The organism is Streptomyces sp. NPDC056948 (assembly GCF_042674225.1).
Taxonomy (GTDB): Bacteria; Actinomycetota; Actinomycetes; order Streptomycetales; family Streptomycetaceae; genus Streptomyces; species Streptomyces purpurascens.
The window spans coordinates 1-18,421 of record NZ_JBHUQX010000128.1; the positions used below are offsets into that span (position 1 = coordinate 1).

An 18,421-nucleotide genomic window follows, 5' to 3' on the forward strand; every position below is an offset into this window, starting at 1 on the left:
GTGGCTACTTCGGGCGCACTGGCGGCGCACTTTGGGTGTCTTATGAGCCCTGTGCACCCCCCGGGGGTTACTCCCCGGGCCACGCGCCGACTACCGCCGGACCGTGCCGCGCGCAACACCGCCGCTCGGCACGTTCGCGCACGTCAGGCGAGTCCGAGGCGCTCCGCCGCGGCCGCCGAGTCGACGGGGACGGTGACCGGCTGCGGGGCGCCGGCGACGGCCCAGTCGGGGTCCTTCAGCCCGTTGCCGGTGACGGTGCACACGATCCGCTGCCCCGGGTCGACCTTGCCCTGCTCGGCGGCCTTCAGCAGACCGGCGACGGACGCGGCGGACGCGGGCTCGACGAAGACGCCCTCCTGCGAGGCCAACAGCCGGTAGGCGCGCAGGATCTCACGGTCCGTCACCTCGTCGATGAAGCCGCCGGACTCGTCCCGCGCGGCGATCGCGTGGTTCCACGACGCCGGGTTGCCGATACGGATGGCGGTGGCGACGGTCGACGGGTCCTTGACGATCTCGCCGCGCACGATCGGGGCGCTGCCGGAGGCCTGGAAGCCCCACATCCGGGGGGTCCGGGCGGCGACGCCGTCGGCGGCGTACTCCTTGTAGCCCTTCCAATAGGCCGTGATGTTGCCCGCGTTGCCCACCGGCAGGACGTGGATGTCGGGCGCGTCACCGAGCATGTCCACGATCTCGAAGGCGGCCGTCTTCTGGCCCTCGATACGTACCGGGTTGACCGAATTGACCAGCGCGACGGGGTAGTTGTCGCTCAGAGCGCGCGCGAGGGTGAGGCAGTCGTCGAAGTTGCCGTCGACCTGCAGGATCTTCGCGCCGTGCACGAGGGCCTGGCCCATCTTGCCGAGCGCGATCTTGCCCTGCGGCACGAGCACGGCACAGACCATCCCGGCCCGCACGGCGTACGCGGCGGCGGAGGCCGACGTATTGCCGGTGGAGGCGCAGATGACGGCCTTCGCCCCCTCCTCCTTGGCCCGGGTGATGGCCATGGTCATGCCGCGGTCCTTGAAGGACCCGGTGGGGTTCGCGCCCTCCACCTTGAGGTGGACCTCGCAGCCCGTGCGCTCGGAGAGCACCTGCGCCGGCACGAGCGGCGTGCCGCCCTCCCGGAGCGTCACGACCGGCGTGGTGTCGGATACCGGCAGCCGGTCCCGGTACTCCTCGATGATTCCGCGCCACTGGTGGGTCATTGCTGGTTACTCTCCTTCAACCCGCATGATGCTGGCGACACCACGCACGGTGTCGAGCTTGCGCAACGCCTCGACGGTCCCGGTGAGGGCGGCGTCGGACGCACGGTGCGTGACGACGACGAGGGAGGCCTCGCCGTCCTTCCCCGACTGGCGAACCGTATCGATCGAGACTCCGTGCTCGGCGAACACGGTCGCGACCTGGGCGAGAACACCCGGTTTGTCGGCCACGTCGAGGCTGATGTGGTAGCGCGTGACCACGTCGCCCATCGGCGACACCGGCAGGGCGGCATAGGCGGACTCGCCCGGTCCGGTCGCGCCGCTGAGCCGGTTGCGGCAGACGGCGACGAGATCGCCGAGCACGGCGGAAGCGGTCGGGGAACCGCCCGCTCCGGGCCCGTAGAACATGAGCTGCCCGGCGGCGTCGGACTCGACGAACACGGCGTTGTAGGCGCCGCGGACGGAGGCCAGCGGGTGGCTCAGCGGAATCATGGCCGGGTGCACGCGCGCGGTGACGGACGCACCGTCCGCGGCTCGCTCGCAGATGGCGAGCAGCTTGATGGTGCAGCCCATTTCCCTCGCGGAGGCGAAGTCGGCGGCGGTGACCTCGGTCATGCCCTCGCGGTAGACGTCGTCGAGACGCACGCGCGTGTGGAAGGCGATGCCGGCGAGGATGGCGGCCTTGGCGGCGGCGTCGAAGCCCTCGACGTCGGCGGTCGGGTCGGCCTCCGCGTACCCCAGGGCGGTGGCCTCGTCGAGGGCCTCCTGGTAGCCGGCCCCGGTCGAGTCCATCTTGTCGAGGATGAAGTTGGTCGTGCCGTTGACGATGCCCATCACCCGGTTGATCTTGTCGCCGGCGAGGGACTCGCGCAGCGGCCGGATCAGCGGGATCGCACCGGCGACGGCGGCCTCGTAGTAGAGGTCCTTGTCGTGCTGCTCGGCGACGGCGTGCAGGGCGGCCCCGTCCTGGGCGAGCAGCGCCTTGTTGGCGGAGACGACGGAGGCGCCGTGCTCGAAGGCGGTGGTGATGAGGGTCCGGGCGGGCTCGATCCCGCCGATCACCTCCACCACGACATCAATGTCGCCGCGCTTGACGAGGGCGGTGGCGTCGGTGGTGACGAGGTCCTGGTCGATGCCTTCCCGGACCCGGTCGGGCCGCCGTACGGCCACGCCCGCGAGCTCGACGGGGGCACCGATCCGGGCTGCGAGGTCGTCGGCGTGCGTCGTCATGATGCGCGCCACCTCTGAGCCGACCACTCCACAGCCCAGCAGCGCCACCTTCAGCGGACGCGTACGCATCATCCGACCTCGTTTCCTCATACCGTCTACGGTTTCACCAGTCTCACTCACCGGACGGGACTTTCTGCCCTTCGTCCGGATCGTGAGATATCTATTTCATTTGTACGGGGGTGGAAGACAGGAGATCTTCCACCCCTGGCGTGACTCAGCCGACGTCGAGACGCAGCAGGTCCTCCTCGGTCTCCCGGCGGACGATCACCCGGGCCTCGCCGTCGTGCACGGTGACGACCGGCGGCCGCAGCACGTGGTTGTAGTTGCTGGCCATGGACCGGCAGTAGGCGCCCGTCGCCGGTACGGCGATGAGGTCACCCGGTGCCAGGTCGGCCGGCAGGAACGCGTCCTTGACCACGATGTCCCCGCTCTCGCAGTGCTTGCCGACGACGCGGGCGAGCATCGGCGCCGCGTCGGAGGTGCGGGAGACGAGCGCGACGCTGTATTCGGCGTCGTACAGCGCGGTGCGGATGTTGTCCGACATGCCGCCGTCGACGGAGACGTACGTCCGCAGCCCGTCGAGGGGCTTGATGGTGCCGACCTCGTAGAGCGTGAAGGCGGTCGGGCCGACGATGGCGCGCCCGGGCTCGACGGAGATGCGCGGCGTGCGCAGCTTGGCGGCCTCGCACTCACGGCTGACGATCTCGCTGAGCGCCTTGGCGATCTCGTGCGGCTCGCGCGGGTCGTCGTCGCTGGTGTAGGCGATACCGAGCCCGCCGCCGAGGTCGATCTCCGGCAGCTCGACGCCGTGCTCGTCGCGGACGTCCTTGAGCAGCGAGACGACCCGGTGGGCGGCGACCTCGAACCCGGACATGTCGAAGATCTGCGAGCCGATGTGGCTGTGGATGCCGACGAGTTCGAGCCCGTCGAGCTGCAGGGCACGGCGTACGGCCTCGGCGGCGTGCCCGCCGGCCAGCGGGATGCCGAACTTCTGGTCCTCGTGGGCCGTGGCGATGAACTCGTGGGTGTGGGCCTCGACGCCGACGGTGATCCGGATCAGGACCTTCTGCCGCTTCCCGAGGCTCTGCGCGATGTGGGCGACCCGGGCGATCTCCTGGAAGGAGTCGAGCACGATGTGGCCCACGCCGGCCTCGACGGCCCTGGTGATCTCGTCGACGGACTTGTTGTTGCCGTGGAAGGCGATGCGGTCGGCGGGCATGCCGGCGGAGAGGGCGGTGGCCAGCTCGCCGCCGGAGCAGACGTCGACGTTCAGCCCTTCCTCGTGCAGCCAGCGCACGACGGCACGGGAGAGAAACGCCTTGCCCGCGTAGAAGACGTCGGCGTCGGTCCCGAAGGCGGTGCGCCACGCACGCGCGCGTGCCCGGAAGTCGGCCTCGTCGAGGACGTAGGCGGGGGTACCGAACTCCTCGGCGAGCTCCGTGACGGTGATACCGCCGACGGTGACGACTCCGTCCTCGTCCCGCGTGACGGTCTCGGCCCACACCTTGGGGTCCAGGGCGTTGAGGTCGGTGGGCGGGGCGGAGTAGTGGCCCTCGGGGTAGACATCGGCGTGACGGGGCCCGGCGGGGTGTGCGGAACGGCTCATGTTCGTGTCTTTCAGAGGTGATCGGGTGCGTCGATACCGAGCAGGGCGAGGCCGCCGGCCAGCACCGTCCCGGCGGCTTCGGCGAGCGCGAGCCGGGAACGGTGGGCGGCCGAGGGTTTCTCCTCGCCGAGGGGCAGCACGGCGGAGAGCAGCGGCAGCGTGGCATCGGCGACGGTGACGAGGTGCCGGGCCAGGCGGTCGGGGGTGTGGTCGGTGGCGGCGGCCGTGAGGACACGGGGGTGGTCGCCGAGTGCGGCGATCAGCGGTGCCGTGTCGTGTGTGTGCGCGGTTTCGTGTGTGTGCGCGGGGCCTGGCTCGGGGTCGAAGCCGAGGTCGGCGGCGTTGTGGAGCAGTGCCCGGGTGCGGGCGTGGGCGTACCGGACGCGGAAGAGAGGGTTGGTCTCCCGCTGGACCAGATGATCGCCGGTGATCCTGGGCAGGTCGTGCGCGGCGGGGTACAGCAGGGCCCAGCGGGCGGCGTCCCGGCCGAGGGCGAGGGGGTCGGCGGGGGCGGGGACGGGGCGGATGGGGAAGTCGGGGAGGGGTTGGGGACCGGGGCGGGGCCCTCGGGAAGAGGGGGCGTCCGCACCGGCGGTATCCACACCCTCGGTGTCCACGCCCTCGGTGTCCACGCCCAGGACGGATTCCCACTCCGGCGCGGGCCGGCCGTCGTACGAGATGCGGACGGAGTCGCCCTGGCTGCGCAGCAGACGGGCCGTGGCATCCGCGACCACGACGGCACGGACCTCTGCCGGGCACCGGAGCCGGACGTTGTTCCCGCTGGGCCCCGCCGCGTGGCCGTACTGCCGCCCGCGCCGCAGGATCTCGTCGACGAGCTCGACGGACGCCGCGCTTCCCAGGCTGAGGTTGAGGAACCCGGCCCCGGTGACGACGACGTCCGTGATGCGGTGGTCGTCGAGGAGACGCACCCGCAGGATCTCGGCCACGCGCCGGGGCGGCTGCTCTGCCGCTCGGGCCAGTCGGAGGGCGATGTTGGTGGCGTAGTCGCCGCAGCCTCCGGGCCCCGGCGGCGTGACCACGGCCCGCTCCGGCACGGTCACGCTGAGCTCGCCCTCGTCGACGGCGCGACGCACGGCGTGCAGCACGGTGCGGGAGAGTTCGACGGGGGTCACGGGCACAAGCGTATGGGAGGAGGGGGGTGGGTATGCGAGCCGGTTTAGGGAGGGTCCGGGATGTGGACGCGGCTTCCCTCAGGAGGCCGAGCGGCTGCTCGTCACCTACGGTATGGCCGGCTGATCGACGGTGTGCGCCTGGGCACCATCGCCCCCGATGTCGGGACCACCACCGCCCTGTCCTTCCCGACGCCGCGCCCGCTCCATCAACTGCCGCACCATCCCGACCAGTTCGGTGGGCTCGAAGGGTTTGGCGAGGAAGGCGTCGACGCCGACATCGAGCCCGGCCTCGACCTCGTGCTGGGTGCAGGCGCTGATGATGGCGAGGGGCAGGTCACGGGTCAGCGGATCGGTCCGCAGCCGAGCGGCGGTCCTGAGCCCGTCCAGCCGGGGCATGACGACGTCGAGGGTCACCACATCGGGCCGCACCTGATGAATGACATCAAGACACTCGGCACCATCGGCCGCGGTCACGACCTCCAGCCCCTCCAGCTCGAGGTTGACCCTGATCAACTGCCGGATGACCTTGTTGTCGTCCACAACAAGCACCCGACCCGACGCGCCTGGCACAACTCGAGAGTAGGTCGGCGCCTGCCACCGCGTCCGGGTTTTCCCCACTTCCACCCCGCACGGGCGACCCACACACCCGTCCTCGGCAGCGGAAACCCGTTGATGACCACCCGGAGGGAGCTGGTAGTGTTCTACCCGTCGCCGCGAGCAATCGCGACGCACACGCCCCCGTAGCTCAGGGGATAGAGCAACGGCCTCCGGAGCCGTGTGCGCAGGTTCGAATCCTGCCGGGGGCACTTCGCTTCAGCCAACACGATCTTTATGGTTGACCAGCGTAGATGCCTGAGAAGAAGAGCGGGACCCAGCAGTACGGGGTCCCGCTCTTTCTCGTTGTTGTGGGCTGGTCGCGCGTGTGCCGCCATGGGGATACCCACCACTTTCGCCCCATACGCACCGTTGTTCTACCGTAGATAGGAACGACGCTGCTCATACCCCCGCACCGAGTCATCGAGGTGACGGTCATGACGGAGACCACACAGCGCAGGAACACCGCTCCCGGTACCAGGACGGGAAAGCAGGACGGGGCCACGGCACCGCAGGGCGGCAGCGGGAGCAGTACTTCCCCTGACGCCCGTGGAAGCACCGCGATCGCGGACACGGTGGTGGCGAAGATCGCGGGCATGGCCGCCCGGGAGATTCCGGAGGTTCACAACCTCGGTGGAGGGATGACCAGGGCCTTCGGGGCCGTGCGCCAGCGGGTGCCCGGCGGGGGCACTGGGGTCACGCAGGGAGTGAAGGTGGAGGTCGGCGAGCGCCAGGCGGCCGTCGATCTCGATCTCGTCGTCGAGTACGGCGCCGCCATCACCGACACCGCGGCGGATGTCCGGACCAACGTCGTCAACGCGGTGGAGCGGATGACCGGTCTGGAGGTCGTGGAGGTCAACATCGCCGTCGACGACGTACATCTGCCGGACGAGGACGAGGGCGAGTCCGAGCAGGAGGGGCAGCGGCGCGTGGCCTGAGAGAGCTCGGTTCCGCTCAGTTCATTTCCTTTCCGGGGCGTCGCGAGCGTGGCGCCCCGTGAGCCGCCACGGCAGTGCCTGACTGTAAGCGTTTACGGATGACCATCTCCTCGCTCCGCCAGTATTGACGGGCCCTCAGCTCAGTGCTTCCATCACGGCTGTGAAAGCGCTTAACCACGCGCCATGACCACCGGAACCCGAAGGAGGCTGAGTTGTCATGCGCATGAGGATTACCGCGACGGTCCTGGCCGTCTGTGCCACGCTCACCGTCGCCGGTGCGAGCCCCGCCCCGTCGGTGAAGGCCGCACGTGTGATGGAGGACCTCGGCCGCGGGGTCGTGGCGGTGCGGGCCGGCAGCAGCCAGGTCCTCGTCTCCTGGCGGTTGCTGGGGCTCGACCCGGAGGGCATCGGGTTCAACGTGTACCGGTCCACGGCCGGCGGCGCGTACGTCAAGCTCAACCCCGGTCCGCTGACCGGCGGGACGAACTACACCGACGCCACGGCCGATCTGACGCGCGCCAACAGTTACCGCGTGACCCCGGTCGTCGGGGGCCAGGAGCAGGCGCCCAGCGGCGCCTTCACGCTGACGGCCGGCCACGCCGTGGAGCCCGTGGTGCGGGTTCCGTTACGGTCCGGTGGTGCGGTGAAGTTCGTGTGGGTCGGCGACCTCGACGGCGACGGCGAGTACGACTACGTCGTCGACCGGCAGACCTCCCCGCAGAAGCTGGAGGCGTACAGCGGTGACGGCGACTTCCTGTGGGAGGTCGATCTGGGGCCGAACAGCCGGAACCAGGACAACATCGAGCCGGGGTCGTCCGCGATCGACGTGGGCCACTGGGACGGCGTCACGGTCTACGACTTCGACAGCGACGGCCGCGCGGAGGTCGCCCTGCGGGTCGCCGACGGGGTCAGGTTCGGCGACGGGACGACCTGGACGCACGAGAACGACGCGCGTCAGTTCATGGCCGTGCTCGACGGCCGGACCGGGGCGCTGCGCAACTGGTCCGCCGTACCGACGACCTACCTGGCCGACGGCCCGATGGCGGCCCGCCTCGGGGTGGCGTATCTCAACGGCACGACGCCCAGCCTGGTCGCCTACATGAAGAACCGGCGCGACGACGGGGCCTTCAACCTGATGATGGGCGCCTGGAAGTTCGACGGCGACTCACTGGACCGCCAGTGGACGTGGCAGCGCGGCAGCCAGGACGCGCCGGACGGGCACAACACCAGGGCCGTCGACGTCGACGGCGACGGGACGGACGAGGTCGCCGAGATCGGGTTCGTCCTCAACGGGAACGGCTCGCTGCGCTACTCCATGGGACCCCGGGGCATCATCCACGGCGACCGCTTCCACCTCGCCGACCTGGACCCGGGCCGTCCGGGCCTGGAGGGCTACGGCGTGCAGCAGGACAACCCGAGCGGGCTGCTGGAGTACTACTACGACGCGGCGAACGGCAACGTGATCTGGCGGCACGGCGGCGGCCCCGGCGACGTGGGGCGCGGCATGGCGGGCGATGTCGACCCGCGTTTCGCCGGCATGGAGGTCTGGTCCTTCTCCGGCCTGTACAACGCGTCCACGAACCGGCTCACCGAGCCGGACACCTCGCTGCGCCCCTGGCCGCAACTGGGGCTGTGGTGGGACGGGGACCTCACCATGGAACTGCTCAACGACGGCAAGATCGAGAAGTGGGACCCGGCCCGCCCGGCGCCGAGCGGCAGCCTGCCCCGGCTGGTCAGCACCTGGAACCACGGTGCGGTCAAGGCCGCCCAGGGCGGTCCCACGCTCGTCGGCGACATCCTCGGCGACTGGCGCGAGGAGGCCGTGTACACCAACGCGTCCTACGACGAGCTGATCATCTTCACCACGAACCAGCCGACGAGCCACCGGCTGTACACGCTCGCCCACAACCCCGCCTACCGGAACGCCATGACGTTCAAGGGCTACATGCAGTCCCACCACGTCGACTACTTCCTCGGGGCCGGCATGAGCAGGCCGCCGCGGCCTGACATCGCGTACGTGCCCTGAGACGGTTCAGGCCGTGCGCTTGCGTGAGGCCGACTTCTTCGCCGTCGTCTTCTTCGCGGTGCTCTTCGCCGCCGTCTTCTTCGCGCCCTGGCCCGACTGACCCGACTTCGCCGTGGACTTCTTGGCCGCTGTCGTCTTCTTGGCCGCCGTCTTCTTCGCCGTCGACGTCGACTTCTTGCCGCCGGTCTGCTTGGGGGCCGCTCGGGCCGTCTTGCGTTGCGGGAGCGACTTGACCTCGGCGTGGTCGTCGGCCTCCTCGCCACGGGACTCGCGGGCCGCGCGGACGCTGCTCTCCAGGGCCGCCATCAGGTCCAGGACCTTGCCGCCTGTCGCCGGTTCCGGGGCCTGGCGCGGGGTCTCGCCGGCGGCCTTCGCGGCGATGACCTCCTCCACGGCCTCGCGGTACTCGTCGCGCAGATCCTCCAGGTCGACCTCGCCCAGGGTGTCCATCAGGGCATCCGCCAGGTCCAGTTCCTGGTCACGGACCGTGACGTTCGTGTCGGGCGCCACGCCCTCGGGGGCGCGGACCTCGTCCGGCCACAGCAGACCGTGCATCGCGATGGCCTCGCCGACCACGCGGAGCATGCCGAGGCGCTCCCGGCCGCGCAGGGCGAACTTCGCGATCGCCACCTTGTTGCTGCGCTTCAGCGCCTCCCGGAGGAGGGTGTACGGCTTCGCCGCCGGGGCGCCGCTCGCCTGCAGGTAGTACGCGGCGTCCATCTGGAGCGGATCGATCCGGTCGCCCGGGACGAAGGCGACGATCTCGATCGTCTTGGCCGTGGGGATGGGCAGGCTGGACAGGTCCTCCTCGGTGATCGGGATGATCGTGCCGTCCGCGTCCTCGTAGCCCTTGCCGATCTCCGCCTGGGTGACCTCGCGGTCCTCCAGCTCGCAGAACTTGCGGTAGCGGACGCGGCCGCCGTCCTCGGTGTGGATCTGGCGGAAGGAGATCGAGTGGCTCTCGGTGGCGTTCACCAGCTTGATCGGGATGCTGACCAGCCCGAAGGAGATGGCGCCGTTCCAGATGGATCTCACGTGCAGCACCCTTCCGGTCACTCTCGGGAGTGTTCGTCCTGGTTCGCGTGGGATTCTTATCGTATGGCGCCTATCACAGTGGTGGAGGGGCGACGGCTCGCGCTCAGCAATCTGGAGAAGGTGCTGTATCCCGCCACCGGCTTCACCAAGGGCGAGGTGCTGCACTACTACGCGACCGTCGCCGAGGTCCTGCTGCCCCATCTGCGCGATCGTGCGGTGTCCTTCCTGCGGTATCCGGACGGGCCGGACGGGCAGGTCTTCTTCACCAAGAACGTGCCGCCGGGTACGCCCGAGTGGGTCACCACCGCCGAGGTGCCGCGGGTCGAGGGGCCCTCGCGGATGGTCCTGGTGCAGGACCTGCCGAGCCTGATGTGGGCGGCCAACCTCGTCACCGAGTTCCACACCCACCAGTGGCTCGTCGACACACCGGACGAGGCCGACCGGATCGTCTTCGACCTCGATCCGGGGGCGCCCGCGAGCATCGTGCAGTGCTGCGAGGTCGCGCTGTGGCTGCGGGAACGGCTCGCAGGTGATGGCATCGAGGCCTACGCCAAGACCTCCGGCTCGAAGGGCCTGCATCTGCTCGCCGCCGTGCGCGGGGCCTCCTCCGAGCGGGTGTCCGAGTACGCCAAGGAGCTGGCGGTCGAGGCGGAGAAGGCCATGCCCCGCCTTGCCCTCCACCGGATGACCCGGAGTCTGCGCTCCGGGAAGGTCTTCGTCGACTGGAGCCAGAACGCCGCGCGCAAGACCACGGCGACCCCCTACACCCTCCGGGCCCGCCCCGAGCCGACCGTCTCGGCCCCCGTGACCTGGGAGGAGATCGAGGAGTGCGGGGCGCCCGGCCGGCTGGACTTCGAGGCTCGGGATCTTGCGTCGCGGGTCCAGGAGTACGGCGACCTGCTGGGGCCGCTGCTGGATCCGGAGCGGGCCGGGCCGCTGCCGTAGCCGTGCGGTCGGCGGCCGGTCGGCCGGGACGTTCGGTGCGACACCCTCACACCCGCGCCCATGTGTTCCGGTCCCGGGCCATCGCGTGCAGGGCCTCCACGTCCGCCGGTTTCAGGACGGCGCCCTGACCGGCCAGGCTCTGGACGTCCGTGTCCGTCAGGATGCGGAGGTCACGCGGCGGGGCCTGGACCGACACCGTCGTGGGGCCCAGCAGGGCGAGTACGGGGTGGACCTCCGCCGTCAGGGCGTAGGAGGCGCGGTCGGCGTCGGCGCGGACGCGGCGGAGCAGGGCGTACGGCTCGCGGCGGCCCAGGGTGACCATGGGGTCGGCGACCGTCACGCGGTGCTTGCGCGCGTACAGGGTGTGCACGGCGTACAGCCCGCCGGGGCCGATCAGCAGATGGTGGATGCGGCTGCCGCCGGGGAGCGGCACGGAGTGCAGGGTGTGCCAGCCCCCGCCGTCCAGACCGTCCAGGGCGTCCCCGACCGTCTGCTCGGCCGTCAGGGCCCTTCGGCGCGGGTCGGGGCGGAGCCGGCGGGCCGGGCCGGGGTCGCGGTCGAGGGCGACGACGAGGGCCTCGCCGGGGCGGTTGGGGGCCAGGTCGTCGTCGGGGTGGAGCGCCAGACGGGCGAGTTCGGCGGGGGTCGGCACCGAGGGCGGCCCCACCGTCACCGGGCCGGTGATGAACGGCCCGAGGGCCCGGAGCACGTCGTCCTCGCGGTCCGCGCCGAGCAGGTTGACCCGGGCCGCCTCACGGTCGTACCAGGCGATGTTCCTGCCGTCCGGGAGGCAGACGTACAGCCGTTCCTGGCCGTGTCGCCGGGTCGGTATGACGCGCAGTCCATTCATGCACCATCACCCCCGACCATGGGAACAGGCAGGGTGCTGCGGGGGCAAGAACCCGGTTACCTTTGAGAGGAGTTGGGCAGGCCCCCGGGCGGTGATGGTGGGGAGGCTTTGTTGCGTACCCGCAGGAAACCCGATGTGCCGGCTCCGGAGAGCCCGTGGAGCGAGGTGGTCCCCGGATTGTGGATGGGCGGCCACGAGTACACGGGCACCCTGGGCCATCCGGAGTTCGCCGTCGTACGGGACGAGTTCGACCTCGTGCAGACGCTGCTGCGGCTGCCCGGACACGGCCCCGATCCGGGCGTGCGGCATCACGTGTGGCCCATTCCCGACGGGCCGCTCGACGGGACGCAGCTCGCCGGGGTGATCCGCTTGGCCGAGGCGGCGTGCGAGGCACTCGACGAGGGCCGCAGGGTCCTCGTTCGCTGCTACCACGGGTACAACCGTTCCGGTCTCGTCGTCGCGCACGCGCTGATGCGCCGGGGCGACTCCGCCGAGACGGCGATCCGGCTGATCCGGGACCGGCGCTCGCCCTGGGCGCTGCACAACGAGCTGTTCGTCGAGTACCTGCGGGCCGGGCTGACCACGGCCCGGCTGCTGGAGGAACTCACCGAGTAAGACGGCACAGAACCAGCACAGCACCCGGCCGGTGCGGCGGCAAACGGGCTCCCTCGCGCGCAAATGGGACTTCCCCATGAATAAGGTTGTACCGGGCCGGCGGGTCGTGCCCGAGCCGCGTGATCACCCTCGAACCGCAGGAGTGCAGTGCCCCTCAGCCGTCCCGGAGCCCTTCTCGGCAGCCGACCCGGTCAAGCCGCCCGCCGCGCCGTCGTCGTCGCCCTCCTGCTGGCGACCGCCGCGGGCTGCGGGGACGCCGGAGGGCTCGAGGGCGCCGGGTCGACGCCGACGGCGGTCGGTCCGGCCCGGCTCTGGCCGGAGCAGACCCCCGCGTCCAGCCCGGCCTTCGAGATCGGCGAGGTGAACACCGAGGTGGTCAAGGGCGTCAAGGTCCCCGCCGGCGACGACATCCACGGCGTGGACCCGGTCGGGGTCGTCCGGGCCGAGATCGCCGCGAGCCCGGGCGACTACGACGGCGACAAGGCGCCCTACCGCGACACGGCCGGCCGTATGACCGGCTGCGGCAAGGGCCCCGGGCACGGAAGATGCCCGGTCCTCAAGCCGTACTACCGGGACCTGACCGGCGACGGGCGCGACGACCTGACGCTGGGCTTCCGGCTGCTGCCAGGCAAGACGACCGCGGTGCGCGTCTACACCGTCGAGAAGCACCGGCTCGTGCAGGTGATGTCGTGGGAGGACGCGCTGAGCGGCGTGGAACTGGCCGGGCGTTCCCTGGTCATCCGCTCGCCGTCCGAGGTGGCGGGCTACGAGTACCGCCTCCAGTGGACCTGGGACCGGGACCAGCGGGCCATGCTCCTCACCCACGACGAGATGCTGCGCACCGGCCCGCGGAAGCACTCCCGGCATCCGTCCGCCTCCCCCTCGGCGAGCACCGGATGAGACACGCGCTCCCCCAGTGGTCGGGGACGCTCGCCGTGAAGGCCGCCGCCTTCATCACGGTGATGTGCTGCGCGCTGGCCGCCCTGCTCGGCGTCCTGGTGCATGTGCAGGTGACCGACCAGACCGTCGGCCAGGCCCGCGACCAGGCGTTGCAGCGACTGGAGCAGGCGACGGAGCGGTACGAGGCCGGGGACCCCCTCCGGCGGGGCGCCGCGATGGACCCCCCGGAGCTGCCCCGCAAGCTGCGGGACCTCGCCGTGGCCGGCGACCGGGGCACGATGGTGGCCGACCGCGAGGGGCGCCCCACGATGTGGGCGGCGGGGCCGGCCGACGGCGGCCGGGCCCTGGCCGTGGCGGTCGACTACTCGCAGCAGGCGCGCACCATCGCGGGCCTGGACCGGGCGATCCTGTGGTCGTCGGGCCTGGCGATCGGGGCGACGCTGCTGGTCGGCGCGTTCGCGGTGACGCGGGTGACGCGGCGGCTGCACACCACGGCGCGGGTGGCCCGGCGGATCAGCGCGGGCGACCTGGACGCACGCGTGAACGACCCCCGTACAGCCGCGCGAACGGACCCGCCCGCCAAGGTTCCGGCGCGCCCGCAGGACGAGGTGGCCGCGGTCGCCGCCGCGCTGGACTCCATGGCGTCGTCGCTGCAGGGCAAGCTGCTGGCCGAGCAGCGGTTCACGGCGGACGTGGCCCATGAGCTGCGCACGCCGCTGACCGGGCTGCACGCGGCGGCCGAACTGCTGCCGCCGGGCCGCCCGACGGAGCTGGTGCGGGACCGGGTCGCGGCACTGCGCACGCTCACCGAGGACCTGCTGGAGATCTCCCGGCTGGACACCGGACGGGAGCGGCTGGAGCTGGACACGGAGCAGTTGGGGCCGTTGGCCGAGCGCGCGGTGCGGGCCGCGGGGAACGGCACGGAGGTCAGGATCGTACGGAACGTGTCCGTGGAGACGGACCGGCGGCGGCTGGAGCGGGTGCTCGGGAATCTCGTGGCCAACGCGCACAAGCACGGCCGGGGGCCGGTCGTACTGACCGTGGACGGGCCGGTGGTGACGGTTCGCGATCACGGGGACGGTTTTCCGGAGTACCTGGTGGCGCACGGTCCGCAGCGGTTCCGTACGGAGGGCGGGACCAGGGGGCACGGGCTGGGGCTGACCATCGCGCTGGGGCAGGCCGAGGTGCTGGGTGCGCGGCTGGGGTTCGCGAACGCGCCGGACGGCGGGGCGGTGGCGACCCTGGCACTGGCGGTGGAGTGAGAGCGCGAGGGCGCTCCTCCTATGGCCCAGTGTGACGGGCGGGGCCCGGGGGGCGCTCCTAATGTGGCGATTAGTCAGCTTCGGTCTTTTCGCCCCCACATGGAGGTACTCCCCATGTCTCTGCGCTCCCGCCTCTCCATAGCCACCGTCGCCGCGCTCCTCGCCGCCGCTGCCGCCGTGACGCCCGCCGTCGCGGACGACGAGTGGGACACGACGGGTGACACCACGATGAGCGCCGGCGCCATGGGCGGCGACGGACACCACCGCCACGACGACGACCGGCGCTTCTTCCGAGGCATCGTCACGGCCGACACGCTGGCGCTGCGCAGCGCCCCGAACCGCGGCTCGCAGATCATCCGGTTCGCCCACCGGGGCGACATCGTCAAGATCTTCTGCAAGGCCCCCGGCCAGACCGTGCAGGGCAATCCGCTCTGGTACCTCCTGGCGGACGGCACCTGGGCCTGGGGCGCGGCCCGCTTCATCGACAACATCGGCCCCGCGCCACGCTGGTGCTGACACTCGGTCACTCAAACACACACAAGACGCACCGTTTGGGTAGGTTCCGGACATGAGTAAGGCCGGAATCACCGTGGCGACGGCGGACCCGCCCGCGCCCGCCGTCCGCCCCCTCCCCCGGCGCCGTGGCATCGAGCTCGCCCTCATCGTCGTGGCCGTACTGCTGTCCGTGTACGGCTACTGCGACGTGGGCCTCGCCCAGCACGGCACCCTCCCGCCCGGCGCCGCCGGCTACGGCGCCGGGCTCGGCGTGCTCGCGCTGCTGGCGCATCTGGCGGTGCGGCTGCGGGCCCCCCACGCCGACCCCCTCCTCCTCCCCATCGGCGTGCTGCTCAACGGGCTCGGCCTGGTGCTCATCTACCGGCTCGACCTGGAGACCCCCGGCGACCGGGCGGCACCGGCCCAACTGGTGTGGTCGACGCTGGGCGTGACGCTGTTCATCCTGGTCGTCCTGCTCCTGCGCGACCACCGGGTGCTCCAGCGCTACACCTACGTCTGTGTCGTCGCCGTGCTCGTCCTGCTCACCCTGCCGATCCTGTTCCCGGCGGTGAACGGGGCCCGCATCTGGATCCGGATCGCCGGGTTCTCGATCCAGCCGGGCGAGTTCGCGAAGGTGCTGCTGGCGGTGTTCTTCGCCGCGTACCTGGCCGCGAACCGCAACGCCCTCGCGTACACCGGCCGCCGCATCTGGAAGTTCCAGTTCCCCACCGGCCGGGTGCTCGGCCCGATCGTCGCCGTCTGGCTGGTGAGCGTCGGCGTACTGATCCTGGAGCGGGACCTCGGTACGTCGCTGCTCTTCTTCGGCCTGTTCGTCGTCCTCCTCTACGTCGCCACGGGACGCACCGGCTGGATCGCCGTGGGACTGCTGCTGGCGGCGCTGGGCGCGGTCGCCGTCGGCCGTCTCGAGCCGCATGTGCACAGCAGGATCGAGACGTGGCTGCATCCGTTCGCCTCGGTCGACGCGGGGGAGGGCCCGAACCAGCTCGCGCAGTCCCTGTTCGCCTTCGCGGAGGGCGGCTTTCTCGGTACGGGCCTGGGCCTCGGCCACTCGGTCCTCATCGGCTTCGCCGTGAAATCGGACTTCATCCTGGCCACGGCGGGCGAGGAACTGGGCCTGGCGGGCCTGTCGGCCATCTTCGTCCTCTACGGCCTGCTGGTGGAGCGCGGCTACCGGGCGGGCCTCGCGCTGCGCGAGCCCTTCGGCCGGCTGCTCGCGGTGGGCCTCGCCTCGCTCGTGGCGCTCCAGGTGTTCGTGATCGCGGGCGGGGTGACCGGCCTGATCCCGCTGACCGGCATGGCGATGCCGTTCCTGGCACAGGGCGGCTCGTCGGTGGTCACCAACTGGGCGATCGTGGCGCTGCTGGTCCGGGTGAGCGACTCGGCCCGGCGTCAGCACGACGGGCAGGAGACCTCATGACGCGGCACATCCGGCACGCCGGCTTCTTCTGCGCCCTGCTGCTGGTGGCCCTGCTGCTGAACGCCGCACGCGTCCAGGTCGTCCAGGCCCCGGTGTACGACGGCCATCCCGCCAACCGCCGCCCGGAGATCGCCCGTTACGAGCAGCCGCGCGGGAACATCCTGGTCGGCGGCCGGTCCGTCACCGGCTCGCAGGACACCCGCGAGCACCTGCGCTACGAGCGGACCTACGCCGACGGCCCGATGTACGCGCCGGTCACCGGCTTCGCCTCCCAGCTCTACGGGACGACGCTCCTGGAGCACACCGAGGACGGCGTCCTGTCCGGCTCGCACCCGATGCTCACGCCGTTCCCGCTGTGGAACGACTTCACGCGTGCGCGCAACGCCGGCGGGGACGTCGTGACGACGCTCGCCCCGGCCGCACAGCGGGCGGCGTACCAGGGGCTCGCCGGACGCAAGGGCGCCGTGGCCGCCCTGGACCCGTCGACCGGCCGGATCCTGGCCCTGGTGTCCGCCCCGTCCTACGACCCCCAGCCGCTGTCCGGGAACGGCGCGGCGGCGGCCCGGGCCTGGAAGCGGCTGAACGCCGACCGGGACCGGCCGATGCTCAACCGGGCGGTACGGCAGACGTATCCGCCGGGTTCGACCTTCAAGATCGTCACGTTGGCCGCCGCGCTGGACGCCGGCCTGGTCACGGACCTCGACAAGCCGACCGACTCCCCCGACCCCTACCGGCTGCCCAGTACGAGGACGCGTCTGTCGAACGATTCCAAGGGCTGCGCGGACGCCTCCGTGCGCGAGGCGTTCGTCTTCTCCTGCAACACGGTGTTCGCGCAGCTCGGCGTGGAGGTGGGCGTGCCGGGCATGACGGCCGCGGCCCGGGCCTTCGGCTTCAACGACAGGGCGCTGCGCGTCCCCTTCGCGGTGGCGCGGTCCACCTTCGACACCTCGCTCGACAAGGCGCAGCTCGCGCTGTCGTCGATCGGCCAGTACAACACCCGCGCCACCCCGCTGCAGATGGCGATGGTGGCGGCGGCCGTGGCGAACGGCGGGCAGCTACGGGAGCCCTACCTGGTGGAGCGCACGACCCGGCCGGGCGGCAGCACCCTCGCGACCGCCGGCTCGCGCGCGCTCCGCCAGGCGATGTCCCCCGCGACCGCCGCGCGGCTGCGCGGGCTGATGCGGGGCGTGGTCAAGAACGGCACCGGACGCAACGCCGCGATCCGCGGCGCCAAGGTCGGCGGCAAGACCGGCACCGCCCAGCACGGCATCGGCAACTCCGGCACGCCGTACGCCTGGTTCGTCTCCTGGGCGCAGGGCGATCGCGATCTGCAGCCGCGGGTGGCGGTCGCGGTCGTCGTGGAGGACGCGGACGCGGACCGCGGGGAGATCAGCGGGGGCGGCGACGCGGCGCCGATCGCGCGGGCGGTGATGGAGGCGGTACTGAAGTCCCGGGACCGGCTGCCCGGTTCGTGAGACGGCTCTACCGCGGGAACAGGCTGCCGACCTACCGTCCGGTCATGACTGCTGCCGCCGCCTTCGAACTCGCCCAGGTCAACATCGCCCGCCTCAAGGCCCCGCTGGATTCCCCGCAGTTGAAGGACTTCGTCGACGCCCTGGACCCCGTGAACGCGGACGCCGACGCCGCCGACGGTTTCGTGTGGCGCTTGCAGGACGACTCCGGCGACGCGACCGACGTGCCCGTCTTCGGTGACTCCTGGCTGATCATCAACATGTCGGTGTGGCAGGACACGGACGCGCTCACGGCGTACATGTACCAGGGCAGGCACCGGGAGATGCTCGCACGGCGCCGCGAGTGGTTCGACCGGGTCCAGGAGGCGATGGTGGCGATGTGGTGGGTCCCGGCAGGCCACCGCCCGACCGTGGCCGAGGCCGAATCCCGCCTCCTCCACCTCCGCACCCACGGCCCGACCCCGTACGCCTTCACCCTGCGCACGTCGTTCCCTCCCCAGGGGGCGACGCCCCTGCTGGGCGAGGTACCGGAGGGGCTGGGCTGCTCGGTCTAGCGGCGGCGGGGGGGGGGGCGGCGGCGGGGGGGAGGGCCGCCCGGGCCCCCCCCCCCCCCCCCCCCCCCCCCCCCCCCCCCCCCCCCCCCCCCCCCCCGCGCCCGCGGAGAGGGGGGGCAGAATACGGGG

The 18,421-nt window shown here is 71.6% G+C and carries 17 protein-coding genes and 1 tRNA gene; 11 read left to right on the plus strand and 7 right to left on the minus strand.

Annotated elements, in window-relative coordinates; translation table 11 throughout:
- Nucleotides 1-143: 143 nt before the first annotated feature.
- The 5 genes from thrC to ACFTZL_RS18445 all read right to left on the minus strand — a co-directional run bounded on the left by thrC (nucleotide 144) and on the right by ACFTZL_RS18445 (nucleotide 5,810).
- Nucleotides 144-1,202 carry a threonine synthase gene (gene thrC, locus ACFTZL_RS18425; protein ID WP_382583514.1) on the minus strand — a complete coding sequence of 353 codons (1,059 nt, stop codon included), beginning with the start codon at nucleotides 1,200-1,202 and terminating at the stop codon, nucleotides 144-146.
- Between the two features lie 6 nt (nucleotides 1,203-1,208).
- Nucleotides 1,209-2,501 (minus strand): homoserine dehydrogenase, encoded by a 1,293-nt coding sequence (locus ACFTZL_RS18430; protein ID WP_382583517.1) that lies wholly within the window; start codon nucleotides 2,499-2,501, stop codon nucleotides 1,209-1,211.
- Between the two features lie 142 nt (nucleotides 2,502-2,643).
- On the minus strand, nucleotides 2,644-4,035 hold the full coding sequence (gene lysA / locus ACFTZL_RS18435; protein ID WP_382583520.1) for a diaminopimelate decarboxylase: 1,392 nt from the start codon (nucleotides 4,033-4,035) through the stop codon (nucleotides 2,644-2,646).
- An 11-nt stretch (nucleotides 4,036-4,046) separates the two neighbouring features.
- Nucleotides 4,047-5,168 (minus strand): ArgS-related anticodon-binding protein NrtL, encoded by a 1,122-nt coding sequence (nrtL, locus tag ACFTZL_RS18440; protein ID WP_382583523.1) that lies wholly within the window; start codon nucleotides 5,166-5,168, stop codon nucleotides 4,047-4,049.
- Nucleotides 5,169-5,273: 105 nt separating this feature from the next.
- Nucleotides 5,274-5,810, minus strand: coding sequence for a response regulator (locus ACFTZL_RS18445; RefSeq protein WP_382583526.1), 537 nt, complete (start codon nucleotides 5,808-5,810; stop codon nucleotides 5,274-5,276).
- 92 nt (nucleotides 5,811-5,902) lie between these two features.
- Here ACFTZL_RS18445 and ACFTZL_RS18450 point away from each other — a divergent pair.
- From ACFTZL_RS18450 to ACFTZL_RS18460, 3 genes are all read left to right on the plus strand, one after another.
- Nucleotides 5,903-5,974: transfer RNA gene (locus ACFTZL_RS18450), tRNA-Arg, on the plus strand.
- A 225-nt stretch (nucleotides 5,975-6,199) separates the two neighbouring features.
- Nucleotides 6,200-6,700 carry an Asp23/Gls24 family envelope stress response protein gene (locus ACFTZL_RS18455; protein WP_382583528.1) on the plus strand — a complete coding sequence of 167 codons (501 nt, stop codon included), beginning with the start codon at nucleotides 6,200-6,202 and terminating at the stop codon, nucleotides 6,698-6,700.
- 217 nt (nucleotides 6,701-6,917) lie between these two features.
- The gene (locus ACFTZL_RS18460; protein ID WP_382583531.1) at nucleotides 6,918-8,726 is read left to right on the plus strand and encodes a hypothetical protein; all 1,809 of its coding nucleotides are present in this window, start codon (nucleotides 6,918-6,920) and stop codon (nucleotides 8,724-8,726) included.
- 6 nt (nucleotides 8,727-8,732) lie between these two features.
- Here ACFTZL_RS18460 and ACFTZL_RS18465 read toward each other — a convergent pair whose 3' ends face one another.
- Nucleotides 8,733-9,770, minus strand: a complete 1,038-nt coding sequence (locus ACFTZL_RS18465; RefSeq protein ID WP_382583570.1) for a Ku protein — start codon at nucleotides 9,768-9,770, stop codon at nucleotides 8,733-8,735.
- Nucleotides 9,771-9,824: 54 nt separating this feature from the next.
- Between ACFTZL_RS18465 and ligD the strand changes: the two genes are divergently transcribed.
- Nucleotides 9,825-10,706 carry a non-homologous end-joining DNA ligase gene (gene ligD, locus ACFTZL_RS18470; RefSeq protein WP_382583534.1) on the plus strand — a complete coding sequence of 294 codons (882 nt, stop codon included), beginning with the start codon at nucleotides 9,825-9,827 and terminating at the stop codon, nucleotides 10,704-10,706.
- A 46-nt stretch (nucleotides 10,707-10,752) separates the two neighbouring features.
- Here ligD and ACFTZL_RS18475 read toward each other — a convergent pair whose 3' ends face one another.
- Nucleotides 10,753-11,556, minus strand: coding sequence for a nuclease-related domain-containing protein (locus tag ACFTZL_RS18475; RefSeq protein WP_382583537.1), 804 nt, complete (start codon nucleotides 11,554-11,556; stop codon nucleotides 10,753-10,755).
- Nucleotides 11,557-11,667: 111 nt separating this feature from the next.
- Between ACFTZL_RS18475 and ACFTZL_RS18480 the strand changes: the two genes are divergently transcribed.
- The 7 genes from ACFTZL_RS18480 (at nucleotide 11,668) to ACFTZL_RS18510 (ending at nucleotide 18,292) form a co-directional block, all read left to right on the plus strand.
- Nucleotides 11,668-12,171 carry a dual specificity protein phosphatase family protein gene (locus tag ACFTZL_RS18480; RefSeq protein ID WP_382583540.1) on the plus strand — a complete coding sequence of 168 codons (504 nt, stop codon included), beginning with the start codon at nucleotides 11,668-11,670 and terminating at the stop codon, nucleotides 12,169-12,171.
- 147 nt (nucleotides 12,172-12,318) lie between these two features.
- A complete protein-coding gene (locus ACFTZL_RS18485; protein WP_382583543.1) occupies nucleotides 12,319-13,071 on the plus strand; it encodes a hypothetical protein in 753 nt (250 codons plus the stop codon).
- Nucleotides 13,068-14,333, plus strand: a complete 1,266-nt coding sequence (locus ACFTZL_RS18490; protein ID WP_382583546.1) for an ATP-binding protein — start codon at nucleotides 13,068-13,070, stop codon at nucleotides 14,331-14,333. Before ACFTZL_RS18485 ends, ACFTZL_RS18490 begins: the two co-directional genes overlap by 4 nt.
- A gap of 114 nt (nucleotides 14,334-14,447) precedes the next feature.
- Nucleotides 14,448-14,849, plus strand: a complete 402-nt coding sequence (locus ACFTZL_RS18495; protein WP_382583549.1) for an SH3 domain-containing protein — start codon at nucleotides 14,448-14,450, stop codon at nucleotides 14,847-14,849.
- A 52-nt stretch (nucleotides 14,850-14,901) separates the two neighbouring features.
- Nucleotides 14,902-16,266: an FtsW/RodA/SpoVE family cell cycle protein gene (locus tag ACFTZL_RS18500; protein WP_382583552.1), complete on the plus strand. Its 1,365-nt coding sequence runs from the start codon at nucleotides 14,902-14,904 to the stop codon at nucleotides 16,264-16,266.
- Nucleotides 16,263-17,741, plus strand: coding sequence for a penicillin-binding transpeptidase domain-containing protein (locus ACFTZL_RS18505; RefSeq protein ID WP_382583555.1), 1,479 nt, complete (start codon nucleotides 16,263-16,265; stop codon nucleotides 17,739-17,741). Before ACFTZL_RS18500 ends, ACFTZL_RS18505 begins: the two co-directional genes overlap by 4 nt.
- Nucleotides 17,742-17,785: 44 nt before the next feature.
- A complete protein-coding gene (locus ACFTZL_RS18510; RefSeq protein ID WP_382583558.1) occupies nucleotides 17,786-18,292 on the plus strand; it encodes a DUF3291 domain-containing protein in 507 nt (168 codons plus the stop codon).
- Nucleotides 18,293-18,421: the final 129 nt, after the last annotated feature.